The 13,151-nt window shown below is 62.0% G+C and carries 9 protein-coding genes; 5 read left to right on the top strand and 4 right to left on the bottom strand.

The window, feature by feature from the left end; genetic code table 11:
* Positions 1 to 4: 4 nt before the first annotated feature.
* Genes C2L66_RS12380 through C2L66_RS12365 form a run of 4 tightly spaced genes read right to left on the bottom strand, consistent with a single transcriptional unit; the run spans position 5 to position 5,203 of the window.
* Complete coding sequence (locus C2L66_RS12380) at positions 5 to 1,831, bottom strand: hypothetical protein (RefSeq protein WP_233444913.1); 1,827 nt, start codon at positions 1,829 to 1,831, stop codon at positions 5 to 7.
* Positions 1,722 to 2,462 carry an SDR family oxidoreductase gene (locus C2L66_RS12375; protein ID WP_060599845.1) on the bottom strand — a complete coding sequence of 247 codons (741 nt, stop codon included), beginning with the start codon at positions 2,460 to 2,462 and terminating at the stop codon, positions 1,722 to 1,724. The genes C2L66_RS12380 and C2L66_RS12375 overlap by 110 nt, the downstream gene beginning before the upstream one ends.
* Complete coding sequence (locus C2L66_RS12370; RefSeq protein ID WP_060599847.1) at positions 2,459 to 3,775, bottom strand: FAD-binding oxidoreductase; 1,317 nt, start codon at positions 3,773 to 3,775, stop codon at positions 2,459 to 2,461. The genes C2L66_RS12375 and C2L66_RS12370 overlap by 4 nt, the downstream gene beginning before the upstream one ends.
* A 3-nt stretch (positions 3,776 to 3,778) precedes the next feature.
* Positions 3,779 to 5,203: a UbiA family prenyltransferase gene (locus C2L66_RS12365; protein WP_060599849.1), complete on the bottom strand. Its 1,425-nt coding sequence runs from the start codon at positions 5,201 to 5,203 to the stop codon at positions 3,779 to 3,781.
* Positions 5,204 to 5,564: 361 nt separating this feature from the next.
* Between C2L66_RS12365 and C2L66_RS12360 the strand changes: the two genes are divergently transcribed.
* The 5 genes from C2L66_RS12360 to C2L66_RS12340 all read left to right on the top strand — a co-directional run bounded on the left by C2L66_RS12360 (position 5,565) and on the right by C2L66_RS12340 (position 12,720).
* Positions 5,565 to 6,410, top strand: coding sequence for a glycosyltransferase family 2 protein (locus C2L66_RS12360; protein WP_060599851.1), 846 nt, complete (start codon positions 5,565 to 5,567; stop codon positions 6,408 to 6,410).
* The gene (locus C2L66_RS12355) at positions 6,407 to 7,393 is read left to right on the top strand and encodes a UDP-glucose 4-epimerase family protein (protein WP_060599853.1); all 987 of its coding nucleotides are present in this window, start codon (positions 6,407 to 6,409) and stop codon (positions 7,391 to 7,393) included. The genes C2L66_RS12360 and C2L66_RS12355 overlap by 4 nt, the downstream gene beginning before the upstream one ends.
* Positions 7,372 to 8,400 (top strand): MraY family glycosyltransferase, encoded by a 1,029-nt coding sequence (locus C2L66_RS12350; protein ID WP_060599855.1) that lies wholly within the window; start codon positions 7,372 to 7,374, stop codon positions 8,398 to 8,400. The genes C2L66_RS12355 and C2L66_RS12350 overlap by 22 nt, the downstream gene beginning before the upstream one ends.
* A gap of 5 nt (positions 8,401 to 8,405) precedes the next feature.
* Positions 8,406 to 10,295 (top strand): polysaccharide biosynthesis protein, encoded by a 1,890-nt coding sequence (locus C2L66_RS12345; RefSeq protein WP_060602515.1) that lies wholly within the window; start codon positions 8,406 to 8,408, stop codon positions 10,293 to 10,295.
* Between the two features lie 1,267 nt (positions 10,296 to 11,562).
* Entirely contained in the window at positions 11,563 to 12,720 is a 1,158-nt protein-coding gene (locus C2L66_RS12340) for an integrase domain-containing protein (RefSeq protein WP_060599857.1), read from the top strand.
* The last annotated feature ends 431 nt before the right edge of the window (positions 12,721 to 13,151 follow it).

Raw genomic sequence — 13,151 nt, 5'->3', positions numbered from 1 at the left:
TTGGCTAATTGCCGGCGGGCGAACCGGCGAGCGGCATCGTCCCCGCCGCCTTCATGGCGCAATACCTGCCATCCGCCGTTGGCGCGGCAATGTGGATCTCTCCCTTTGCCGGCGCCTTGAAAAATGCGGTCCAGCCGCTATAGCGCGCACGCCTGCCTTCATGGACGCGCGCGTCAGGGCGCGGTCCGCCCGTCACGCCTGTACCGAGCGTCGCATTGCTATCGTCCGTGACCACCACGAAACGCGGCGTAGACTGTTCGTTGCTGTCGTAAATCCAGCCAGTTGCCCTGAGCATGTTGGGATTGCTCGTTGGGAACACGCCATCGATGGCGCCCTCGCAGGTCGACTTGCTGTCGATGCGTGGCGGCGGCGCCAGATAGTCCGATTGTCCGGCCGCGAATATCGACACCTTCGCTTCTTCAGCGGCTTTGGCGATGTTGACCAGCCTTTCGGGGAATGGGTAGACGGCAGTGACGATCTGCGGATCGTAGACATGCGAGCGCAGTGCCAAGCCGGCAACCAGCCGCGCGTGAGTCACATCGTGTGCGTCGTTGAACGCGAAGCGCTGCGCGGAGGCGATCAGTACCGTGGCGACCACAGCAAGCGTGAGCACCTTGTGGCGTTCGTCTGTCGTCTCGATGTTCAGCGCTGCGAACAGAATGAGGGCGAGCCAGGCTGCGAGCGATGCCGTGGTGTAGCGCGACGAAAGTGCGGAGTCCACGCCAAATCCAAGGCGTCCACTGGCGGTGAGCAGCGCGTTCCCGGTGATGAACAGCGTAACCGAGAACAAGGCGATGGCGCGCACAGGGCGGGTCGGATGGCGCAGCAGTTTCGCGCCGAACGCGAACAGCGTTAACAGCACCAGCGCACCCGCCACGTAGGCACCCGGGGCGCCAAGGCGTGCCTTCTGAGCCGGTGCGCCGAGATAAAGCAGAACGTAGCGCACGGCGACAATGGGATGTTGACCCAGCGTAGCGACGAAATTTCCACTGCTCGCCGAGTTGTGCCAATCGACGAAATAGCCGATCCATACCGCGGCAGTAACGGCCAGTATCAGCAAAAGGGCGCGCAGCTTGAGACGCTGATAGATCGCTTGCGCGATCAGGACCGGCAGAACCAGTACGCCGCTCGACATCGAAAACGCGGCAATCGTGCCGCTTGCCAGTGCGGCGACCAGCCAGCCAAGCGATTTCGCAGCGTCCCCTCGGGCTTGAGCTTGCGCGGAGAGATCAAGGGCGTGAAAGGCGAGCAGCGCGAACAGGTAGACCGCGAACCATTGACTCTGGAAGCCCCACGTGAAGTTCTCCTCCTGGATCCACGAGAATGTGAACACCAGAATGACCCCGACAAGCGAAAGACGCATCGCGCGATCGAGCGACGCATAACGGGAAGTCACGCGATAGAACGCGCGTGCGAGTAATGCTGCCAGCACGAGATTCGCGGCCAGCGAAAGCAGGTTTCTCCCGCCGAAGAAGCGGACGTCGGGAAAGAAGATGAGGCGCGAAAAGGTGAGGCGGTGCTCGTTATGCTGCTCGAAGAGTGACTGCCACGGATTCTGCAGAGCGCGCATGTAGAAGCCGATCGTGCCATCCCATTGATCACCGAACGGCAACGGCGAGTAATGACGCCACACCGCGTAGAGCGTCGTGGCGAACGTTAATACTCCGAGGGCAAACAGTAAATAGCCGCAAGAGAATCGTGTTGCTTTCATGAAGCGCGTCTCAAAGCGATGTACGCTTGAACACCGGCTTCGGTACCGACCGGATGATGAGCATGATGAGCGACCAGAACCAGGGCGTGTAGACGACGTCCTTGCGCTTGTCGATGGCACGCAGAATGTCGCTTGCGACTTTCTCCGGTGTTGCGACGAGCGGCCCCGGCAGTGGCAGCCCAGCAGTCATCGGCGTCGCCACGAAGCCAGGCTTGATCGTCAGCACATGGGCGCCCGCCTTGAACAGGCGCGCATTCAGGCCCTCGCAGAACGCGGAAAGTGCGGCTTTCGCGCTGCCGTACAAGTAGTTCGACGGACGGCCGCGATCCGCAGCAACGGACGAAATGACGGCCAGCGTGCCGCGTTTCTGCGCTTCGAGCGTGTTGGCGATCGGCGTGAGCAGGGCGATCAGGGACGTCGCGTTTGTGGTGAATTCCTTGACGGCGACGGCAGGGTCCGACTGGCAAGCGGCCTGATCGGGCAAGGTGCCCGGCGCGACGAGCACGACATCGAGGGCGCCGAGTTCGGCAGCGCATTGTTCGAGCATCGTCGCGTGAAGATCGAGCCGGTCGACATCGAGCTGATGGCAGGAGGCGAGCTGTGCCCCACGCGCCTTCAGATCGCCCGCGACCTGCTCGAGGCGTTCGCCATTGCGTGCGACCAGAAAGAAGCGCGCGCCTTCTTTTGCCCATTGACGCGCACACGCGATGGCGATAGCCGACGTGGCGCCGACGATAAGAATGTTTTTCATATTTGGGTAGTCCGTTCCCAGAAACGCGACAGGATCGCCGGGTCGCGAAGTGCTTCGACCTGCTGCCACTGTGGATAGGCCGCGCGAAAATCCGCGCCGGACATGTGGGCGTCCTTGGCCGGATAGATGCGTCCGCCTGCTTCGCGCACGATCGCGTCGAGTTCGGTGAAGAGCCGCTCGTTGAGCGCATCGTGCTGGGGAAAGTCCAGTGCGAGCGAGGTACCTTCGAGCGGAAATGACAGCAGGCCCGGCGAAGGAAGGTTGCCGCAGCGCTTCAGCACAGCCAGAAAAGAGCCGGTGCCGCTTTTCGCGATCGCGCCAAGAATGGCATGGATCGCCTCGCGGGCGACGCCCGCAGGCACCACGCATTGATACTGCTGGAACCCCGCGCGGCCATAGATGCGGTTCCATTCGAGCAGGCTGTCCAGCGGATAGAAGTACTGGTCATAGCCGACCGTCGACTTCACTTCGTCGTGCATCTGTCGGCGGTAATAAAGTTCGTTGAAGCCCCGCAATGTCAGGCGGTTGAATATCGGCACAGGCAGTGTGAAAGGCACCGTGCGCTTTTTCCGTTGATCGGCTTCGAGCGGTCCCGTGGCCGCATGATCGCCGACCATGTAGATGCCACGGCCGATAGCCGAACCCCGCGCCTGGCAGTCAACCCAGGCGACGCCGTATTCGTGCAGAGGGTCGAGCCGCTCCGACAGGGTGAAAAACGCTTCGAGATTGGCAAAGCGAATGCTCGTGACGTCGATCATGCTCGAACGGATCGGCATCAGCTGTATCTCGGCCCAGAGGATCAGCCCGGTCAGCCCCAATCCGCCGATGGTGGCGGCGTACAGGTGCGCATTCTCGTCCGCCGCGCATTCGGTCAGGCTGCCATCGCTGCGCGCCAGCGCGAAGCGGCGCACATGGCGCCCAAACGTGCCGCGCACATGATGGTTCTTGCCGTGCACGTCATTCGCAATGGCGCCGCCGAGGGTCGCGTACTTGGTGCCTGGCGTGACGGGCAACATCCAGCCGCGTGGAATCGCCACCTCGAGAATCTGTTCGAGGGTCATGCCCGGCTCGGCGCGCAATACGCCGGTGTTCCAGTCGACGCAGATCAGGCGGTCGAGCGGCAGCGTCTGCACGACGTGACCGGATGCCGCGAGACAACTGTCGCCGTAGCTCCGGCCGTTGCCGAACGGCAGCATCGTGCGGTGCTCGCCCACCGTCTCCGACCACACGGACCGTGCGGTATCACGCCACGCCACTGCGTGCGCGGATTGAGGGATGCGGGGATATCGTCCCCAGGAGAGCACCGTCGTCATCGCCTAGATGGCCGCCCAGAAAACCAGGCCGCACAGTATGACGACCGCGAGGCTCACGCGGTCACGCGCGGCGAACACGATTGGATCGTCGTGCATCAGTCCGCGGTGCGCGATGATCCAGGTCCGGCTGACCCAGTACAGCAGAAGCGGACATGCCAGCCAGATGATCTGCGGGTAGCGGTAGAGCTGCGCAGTGCGCGCGTCCTGGATGTACAGCGCGAGCACCAGCACCGCGAGATAGCCCGACGACGTGCCGAGCGACGAGATCAGCGACAGGTCGCTCGACATGTAGCCCCGGCCGCGCGTTTTCACGAGACCGCGCGACTTCAGTGAATAAAGCTCCGCGTAACGCTTGACGAGCGCGAGGCTCAGGAAGATGAACATCGAAAACCCGAGCAGCCAGAACGTCAGGTGCCCGTGGATGGCCGCGGTGCCCGCTACGATGCGTGTCGTGTATAGCATCGCCAGTACGACGACGTCGACCATGACCTGCTTCTTCAGGTACACCGAATAGGCGAGCGTCAGCAGGTAGTAGCCGCCAAGCACGGCACCGAACCGCAGGGGCAGCAATGTCCAGGCGATCGCAATGGCCGCGGCGAGGAGGGCAGGAAAGAGTGCGAGTCCCCAGGTGATCGGCAGCGCGCCCGACGCGAGCGGACGGTTGCGCTTCACGGGGTGATGCCGGTCGTCTTCGAGGTCGAGCAAATCGTTCAGCACATAGACGCTCGATGCGCACAAGCCAAACGCAAAGAACGCAAAAACCGCCGCGAGCAGCTGCGGCATCTGCGAGATTCCGTGACTCGCCAGCAGGGGCACGAAAATCAGCAGATTCTTCAGCCACTGATGCAGGCGCAGCGAACGCGCCCACGTCTTCAAGGTCGGCGGACGCGATTCGATCACGCGCTCGACGTTGGCATGACGGCGCGCGACCCGCTCCACGCCGTGCGACGGGTTCACGATATAGGCGTGCTCCGCCGATTTCCACACGGCGATGTCGTCATGCGAATTGCCCGCGTAGTCGAAGCCTTTCTCGCCGTACTCGGCAACGAGCCGATCACGCTTGCGATGAGACGACAGGTTGATTTCGGCGTTGGTGGCGAAGGTACGGTCGAACAGGCCGAGGTGATCCGAAATGGCCTGCGCATAGCGTTCGTGGGTCGCGGTGGCGAGCACCAGCGAACGTCCGCTTTGCCGCTCGCTCTTGAGCCACTCGAGCACCGTCTCGTCGTACGGGAGGACGCTCACGTCCACATTGGTTCGGTCAGCCAGGCGGGCCTTGAGTCCCGCCTTGCCTTTTTGGGCGAGCCAGATCAGCGGTTCGTAGAACCGGTGCGGTGCGGCTTTGAGAAAGGCAAAACCCGATTCGATCAGAACGTCGGAGCGAATGAGCGTGCCATCGAGGTCGACAACAAGAGGTTTACTGCGCATCGGTCATGCCTTGGAGGCGCATAGCAGGATGAAAGCGAAGCGGAATTGAGTCCATCGCGCGTGGCCGAGGTGCGTCCTGGCGAGGCTGCGAGCGAATGTTACAGATGGCCGGTTACGATGGCCGGCGTGGCGGCGCTACTTTACTATCAGCCCTATCCGGACACAACCCGTCGACAGCAAAGTGTTTGATTTTCTGTACTTTTTTCCCGCCGGGATAATCTAATTGCGGGTCAGATGTGTTATATGAGCGGTAACAAAAGGCAAACTGACTTGCGGATTGACGTAAATTTCAGCAAACTCCGCGATTATTGCGGCCCAGAAACAAGCAAGTGTCGTCGACAAGACACAGCGTTCCCATTAAATGACTCTCACACGCGAGCCGCGTTCCGAAACCGAGGGCCTTTCGATATCCATCGTCGTATATCGTCCGGACCTCGCGCTCCTGCTCAGTACGCTCGAGAGCGTCGCCACGGCCTGCAGGACGTTGCGTGTCGCGCGTCCGTCCTTCGCGCTGCGGCTGACGATCATCGACAACGGCGGTTTGCCCGATATCGAAACGTCGCTTGATACGTTGCGCGGGAACGGTATTAACTGCGAAATTCTCAGCGGTCACGGCAATATCGGATATGGATGCGGCCACAACCTTGCGATTGAAAATTCGCCGTATTCGTTTCATCTGGTTCTCAACCCCGATATCGAACTGGACGCGCGGGCACTGGCGAGCGCCGTCGATTTCCTCGACGCGCATCCCGAAGCGGGACTGCTGACGCCACGTATTGGTGACGACGCAGGCCAGCTCCAGTTCCTATGCCGCCGGTATCCCACGCTCGTCGATCTGTTCGTGCGCGGTTTTCTTCCTGCACGTGCGCGGCGGCTGTTCGACAGGCGTCTCGCGCGCTACGAGATGCGCGACCTGATCAACGAGCGTGACACGGTCTGGGACCCACCCATCGTCAGTGGTTGTTTCATGGTGTTTCGCACGACCGTGCTAAAGACTTTGGCGGGTTTCGATTCACGTTATTTCCTCTATTTCGAGGACTATGACCTGAGCTTGCGCGCGCACGAAGTGACGCGTGTGGTCTATGCGCCCGTCGTGCGTGTGCTGCATCACGGTGGCGGGGCGGCGCGTAAGGGCAGCGCGCACATTCGCATGTTCGTGTCTTCGGCGTTCAAGTTTTTCAATCGCTTCGGCTGGAAGTGGCTATGAGCCGTATTCTGGTGACGGGCGCGAACGGCTTCGTCGGTCGCGTAACGTGCGATCTTCTTCTTGCGCAGGGGCATCGGGTCATCGGGCTGGTTCGGCGCGCTGGCTCGCATGCGGCTGGCGCGGAGGAGTGGCTCGACGCTTCCGGCGATTTCTCCGGCATCGACGCCGCCTGGCCTGACGCGCTGGTGCCCGACTGCGTGGTGCACCTCGCCGCGCGCGTGCATATCATGAACGAAGACGCGGCCGACCCGGAGGCGGCCTTTCGCGCTACCAACGTCGACGCAACGCTGCGTCTGGCGGCTGCCGCGAGACGCAAAGGGGTGCGGCGCTTCGTTTTCGTCAGCAGTATCAAAGCCGTTGCGGAGGGCGACGGCGGCGTTCCCCTCCGCGAAAACGCCCCCCCGCGCCCCGAAGACGCCTACGGCCGCTCGAAACGCGCGGCAGAAGACGCATTGACCCGTCTCGGCGACGACACCGGCTTGGAAATCGTGATCGTGCGGCCTCCGCTCGTGTACGGCCCGCAAGTGCGCGCTAACTTCCTGCGCCTGATGGACGCCGTCTGGCGGGGCGTTCCGTTGCCTCTCGGCGGTGCCGATGCGCAGCGCAGCATGGTGTACGTCGGCAATCTGGCCGATGCGCTCGTCCATTGCGCGACCGATCCGCGCGCTGCCCGCCAGTGCTTCCACGTAGCGGACAATGACGCGCCGACCGTTGCCGAACTGGTGCGCGCGCTCGGGCGACATCTCGGCAAGCCGGCACGGCTGCTGCCCGTTCCGGCCGCGTGGTTGCGCATGGCAGGCCGGCTGACGGGGCGCTCGGCGCAGGTCGACCGTCTGATCGGCAGTCTGCAGGTCGATACGTCGCACATTCGCGACGTGCTCGGCTGGCAACCCCCGTTCTCAACCGACGAAGGTCTGGCGGCTACCGCCGACTGGTATCGTTCGACTCATCGAGCCCGCTCATGCAGATGCAAGAATCACTGATGGCTCCATGGACACTTCCGCTCATCGCTGGCGCGGCCGTCTGCGCATGCGCGGCGATCCTGTTTGTCTTGCTGAAGACCGGCCTCGCCTGGCGCCTCGCAACCGATATCCCGAATGACCGCTCGCTCCACGTGCGCCCGACGCCGCGCGTCGGCGGCTGGGGCATCGTGCCCGTCGCCGTGGTAGCGATGCTGCTGGTCGCGCCTTCCCTCTGGTTCGCCGCGCTGGCGACGGCGTTTCTCGCCGCCGTCTCGCAGGTCGATGACCGCCGCGGTTTGCCCGCGCGCGTGCGCTTCGCCGCGCACCTGGTCGCCGTCGCCACGCTCGTCGCGCTGTTTCCCGCAGCCGTGCCGTGGTGGGCGCTGTGTGCGCTGGCATTCTTGATGATCTGGCTGGTGAATCTCTACAATTTCATGGATGGCGCGGATGGCCTCGCGGGCGGCATGGCGCTGTTCGGTTTCGCCGGCTACGCGGCCGGGGCGCTGCTTTCCGACCATCCGATGCCAGAACTGGCCCTGGCGTCGCTGGCGGTAGCGGGCGCCGCGCTTGGCTTCCTGTTCTTCAATTTTCATCCGGCCCGTATTTTTCTCGGCGACGCCGGCTCGATCTCGCTGGGTTATCTGGCGGGCGCGCTCGGTTACTGGGGCTGGCGCGGCGGCGCGTGGCCCGTGTGGTTTCCGGCGCTGGTGTTTGCGCCGTTCATCGGCGATGCGTCGGTGACGCTGGCGCGGCGCCTCGCGCGCGGAGAAAAGTTCTGGCAAGCGCATCGTGAGCATTACTATCAGCGCATGGTGCGTTCGGGCGTCGGCCATGCGGGCACCGCGTGTGCCTGGTACGCGGTCATGATTGTCGGCATAGCGCTTGCGTTGTATGTACTCGGCCGCTCCCCGGCCGTTCAGTGGGGCACCGTCGCAGGGTGGGCCGCCGTGCTGGTCGTCATCGGATTCATCGTCGACTTGCGCTGGCGCCGGTTCCAGTCAACACAGTCCCAACAATCCGAGGTATGACGCTGATGCTCAGATCCAAAGCCAGCTGGCTGTCTTTCAGCGCTTTCCTTTTCGATCTTGCTGCTGTCACCGGCGCGTGGCTCGTCGCCTATGTGATCCGCTTCAATGGCGTCGTGCCCGCCGAGTTCCGCGACGGCGCGCTGCACGCGCTCATCTGGGTGTTGCCCGTCTACGGGGTGATGTTCCGCATTTTCGGCCTGTACCGCGGCATGTGGGTCTTCGCGAGCCTGCCCGACCTGATGCGCATCTCGAAGGCGGTCGCGACGGGCGCCTTGCTGTCGATGATTCTCGCGGTGATGATCCAGCCGGTGCCGATCGTGCCGCGCTCCGTGCTGCTCGTGTCGCCGCTGTTCCTGTTCCTCGCGATGGGTGGATCGCGAGCCCTGTATCGCGCGGCCAAGGAATTCTACCTGTATGGCGGCCTCGTCGCGCAGGGTAAGCCGGTCATCGTGATCGGCGCGGGCACGGCAGGCGCGATGCTCGCGCGGGAGCTGTCGCGCTCGAGCGAGTGGCGGCTGATCGGCCTGCTCGACGACGACGTCTCGAAGCAGGGCCGCGAGATTTACGGCTACAAGGTGCTCGGCCCTATCAACAAACTGCCCGAAATCGCCGAGACGACGAAGACCGAATACGCGATCATCGCGATTCCGTCGGCGCCCGTCGAGCAACAGCGCCGTGCAGCCACGCTGTGCGTGCGCGCCGGGGTGCGCGCAATGGTGCTGCCGGCGCTGACCGATGTCGGGGAAGGCCAGGCGTCGCTGTCGCGCGTGCGCCACATCGACCTCGAAGACCTGCTCGGCCGCGAGCCGGTCCATATCGACACGCCGCACGTCGAAGCGCTGCTGCACGCGCGCGTCGTGATGGTGACGGGCGCGGGCGGCTCGATTGGCTCGGAACTGTGCCGTCAGATCCTGCGTTTCAAGCCTGCGCAATTGATCGCCTTCGATATCTCCGAGTACGCGATGTACCGGCTCGTCGAGGAGTTGCACGAACGCTTCCCGGGGCTGTCCATCGTTCCCGTGATCGGCGACGCGAAGGATTCTCTGCTGCTCGATCACGTGATGGCCCGCTATACGCCGCACATCGTCTACCACGCAGCGGCCTACAAGCACGTTCCGCTGATGGAAGAGCAGAACGCGTGGCAGGCGGTGCGCAACAACGTACTCGGCACGTACCGCGTAGCGCGTGCGGCGATTCGTCATGACGTGAAGCGCTTCGTGCTGATCTCGACCGACAAGGCCGTCAATCCGACCAACGTGATGGGCGCGAGCAAGCGGCTCGCCGAGATGGCCTGTCAGGCGCTGCAGCAGACGAGCGAGCGAACGCAGTTCGAAACCGTGCGCTTCGGCAATGTGCTCGGCAGCGCGGGCAGCGTGATTCCGAAATTCCAGCAGCAGATCGCGAAGGGCGGGCCCGTTACTGTCACGCATCCGGAAATCACCCGCTTCTTCATGACGATTCCCGAGGCCTCGCAGCTCGTGCTGCAGGCGTCGAGCATGGGCCATGGCGGCGAGATCTTCATTCTCGACATGGGCGAGCCGATGAAGATCGTCGATCTCGCGCGCGACCTGATCCGGCTCTACGGCTTCACCGAAGACCAGATCCGCATCGAGTTCACGGGCTTGCGGCCGGGCGAGAAGCTGTACGAAGAACTGCTCGCCGACGAGGAAACGACCACGCGCACGCCGCATGCGAAGCTGCGTATCGCGTTGGCGCGCGGCGTCCCCGACAATCTGCTCGACGAGTTGCTGCCGTGGCTGATGCAGCATCGCGTGCTGACGGACGACGAAGTGCGGCGCGATCTGCGTCGCTGGGTTGCTGAATATCAGCCGACGCTCAGCGCGCCGCCGCTGCGCAGCGTACCGCCGCCTCCGGGCAAGCGGGCTTCGATGTAACGAAAAAGGCGCCGAGGCGCCTTTTTTCTTGTTTGTTATTGCTGGCGTCGCTCCGAACGCCACGATAAGTCGATAGCGCGGCGCAACGACTTCAGATCTGGCGACGGGGTTCGAAATTTGGGAGCGCTCCGTGAGTGTCAGCCTGGTTGGCGTTTATGCTGCGTTTTCTCTGCCTAAATTTTCTGCGCCAACATGGTAGCAGTCAGATCCTTCTGAATGTAGCGATGCTATGTTGCGCACCATGCCGCGTCTGAATGCAATCCTTCCTCGGGATCCAGCCAACTGGGCGTCGCGGATTTTAAGATTTGCGGATGAAATTCTGAAGCGAGTCGTGACAGAACGTTCACCGAAAAGCTGGGTGCTTTACCGGAGCTTTCCAGGTTAGTGACCTAAGCCGGCTCACGCGACCGGTTCCAACCCGGTCCCCCGCTCCCTTACATCTCAAGCGCAATTGAGCGACGAACCGATAAAAGTTCAACGATCTGACAACAGCGAAGTGCCTGGTTGTTACAACAAGTATCAGGCACCATGCCAGCGCGCACCAAGCATTGACAACGCGCCGAATCGATCAGCTTCTTCCGTGACCAGCGATACTGCGTCCCGTTGAAAGCTCGGGCAAACTCGCGAGCTTTTCGTCTTTGCTTGCGGGCACACAGTACTAATATTCTCTCTACCTATCGGCGTCAATGACGCATCGACCTCAAGTGCAGTGCACTTCATTTCTTATACGATCGCTCGATTAGCATAATTTTTTCCACCGGCGATACCGCTAAACGTGCTCGCATGTGTCCTGCTCGAAAATCAGCTTCGCTGGACACGCCCCGACCTGGACTTTCTCGATGTGTTGCAGCCCGGTCGGAATAGATGCAACGATGCGCGAACAGCGCGGCAGCATTCTCTCTTTCGTCCAAGGCAAATAAATCAGGCACGTCGCACGCAATCCAATCTCAACGCGATTGTGATGAACGCGCCTTCAAAGGCGGGAAATCACTTGCACACCCGATGTGCGGATTTCTTTATTCAATTTTTGCCGGTACGCGCAGCCGGAAAGCAAATGCGCGACAGCAATTGCTTGACTCGACAGGTCTGCGCCTGCGGTCAGGTAGCCTTAGCCGGCTATCGTCGGTTCAAGGATCACCGGGCGACAGTGCTTCCCTGGGCCGGGTGAATTCTCTGATCTTCAAGATCCTGGAAAGCAAAGCGTGCAGTCAATCTCCACAACACGACGCCCCTTGATAGGTGAGGCGCCGTAATCATTGATCCGATCGTGAACTTTCAACTGGACTATCAGCTGTTCATCAAAAACGCTAGGTTGCCGCAGCGGCTCGCGGACGAACTTTGCGAACTCTTCGCGCGCGCCCTGTCGATCGCGCATGACAAGACCAGCGGCAAATCGGACGAGATATCAATCTCGACGCAACAATATCGAGTTCAGGTTCTGGTAGCCGGATTCCGCGATCTTCGCAAAGGCGGATTCGCGATCATGTCGCCATGGAATCTTGGAGAAAAACATATCCGTTATCTCATCAACTTCTGGGTCAACGAGAAGAAGCACTCTCAGGACGCGGTCAAGAACAGGCTGACGTGTTGGCGCGCGCTCGCAGCGTGGATGAAGAAGCCTCAACTTGTGCAGATGATGAACGATTACATGGGTCTTTCCAGCGAACGGCACCGGCCGGACCGCGCGGCGGAGCACAAGACTATTGTGCCGGCCGACGTTGACGTTGGTGCAGTTTTCCGGCGACTTTGCCAGCGGGACCGATGGGTCGCCATGCAAATCGAACTTCAGGCGACCTTTGGACTGTGCGCCAAGGAGAGCATGCTGTTGCGTCCGTTGCGGTGCCTGCGCGCTAGAGGGCACCTCCATGTGATCGACGGCACCAAAGACAGACAGCCTCGAGTCGTTCCGATCGATGCCGAATGGCAATACGACGTTCTGATTCGTGCTGCGCGGCTCGCCAACCCCCGTACGGGGTTCATGATTCCGGACCCGTGGTCGCTGAAGGAGTGGTACCACCACTTCTACCACATCCTGAAGACGGAGGGGATAGGGCCCGGCGCCACGGTCGCCACGGTTCAAGGTCTGCGTCTCGCATACCTGCGGATGATGTCTGAGCAGGTGACTGGTCTTCCTGCACTTATGATGCGGCAAGATTACCAACCGGACCCGCAACTGCTCCACGCTGCGATCGAAGGGCTGGTCGAGGTGGCGCGAGAAGGCGGTGGGACGAAAGCAAGGGCTTCCGTGTCGACATTCGCTTACTTGGGCGAGCGATCGCGGCCTCTCTCGGCGGAGGACGCCATAGCGGCTATCGCTGCGGCAAGCGGGAACAAGTCAGAGGCAGCCAAAAGCCTCAAGATCTCCCGGCAGGCTCTGTACCGGTTACTGGCAAAGGGCAACGATCGGCAAGCCGCATCCCAGTAAAGGCTGCGCTGGGTGATCGGCGAAGGCGCAGTTGGGTTCACCTTCTACAGTCGTTGGGTAGGCCACTGTCGCGGAGTCGTATAGCCCGGCATGGCGTGCAGGGTCGCGCCATCGCCGTCTCACCAAGGACCTTGGTCATACGGTGCCGACGACCGCGTAGAGAATGGTTGTCGCCAATGCGTCCCAGAACAGGCGCGCAATACGTTCAACGGGCGGATCGGAATTAGCGAAAAACGGACTTGCTCCGCACGCCCTGATGCGCGAGACGGACGGCGGCAAGGGATGGGCCGAGCCACCGCCTTGGTTTTTAATTTCGCTACGACGCGTCGAACGTCGCCTTGAGAGAACTGTGTACCCTGCGACCAGCGGGGCCGAGGGCGATCGACGGTTGCTTCGAGGAAGCCAGGAACTGGAGTTGCATGTCCGCGAGC

Origin of the sequence: Paraburkholderia caribensis (genome assembly GCF_002902945.1) — a bacterium.
GTDB classification, from domain to species: Bacteria; Pseudomonadota; Gammaproteobacteria; order Burkholderiales; family Burkholderiaceae; genus Paraburkholderia; species Paraburkholderia caribensis.
This window is presented reverse-complemented; position numbering and strand designations above follow the sequence as displayed.

Excerpts from the sequence above, each read along its gene's own strand:
- C2L66_RS12355 (WP_060599853.1), top strand. The coding sequence starts at position 6,407 with ATGAGCCGTATTCTGGTGACGGGCGCGAACGGCTTCGTCGGTCGCGTA.
- C2L66_RS12345 (WP_060602515.1), top strand. The coding sequence starts at position 8,406 with ATGCTCAGATCCAAAGCCAGCTGGCTGTCTTTCAGCGCTTTCCTTTTC.
- C2L66_RS12360 (WP_060599851.1), top strand. The coding sequence starts at position 5,565 with ATGACTCTCACACGCGAGCCGCGTTCCGAAACCGAGGGCCTTTCGATA.
- C2L66_RS12350 (WP_060599855.1), top strand. The coding sequence starts at position 7,372 with ATGCAGATGCAAGAATCACTGATGGCTCCATGGACACTTCCGCTCATC.
- C2L66_RS12365 (WP_060599849.1), bottom strand. The coding sequence starts at position 5,203 with ATGCGCAGTAAACCTCTTGTTGTCGACCTCGATGGCACGCTCATTCGC.
- C2L66_RS12375 (WP_060599845.1), bottom strand. The coding sequence starts at position 2,462 with ATGAAAAACATTCTTATCGTCGGCGCCACGTCGGCTATCGCCATCGCG.
- C2L66_RS12370 (WP_060599847.1), bottom strand. The coding sequence starts at position 3,775 with ATGACGACGGTGCTCTCCTGGGGACGATATCCCCGCATCCCTCAATCC.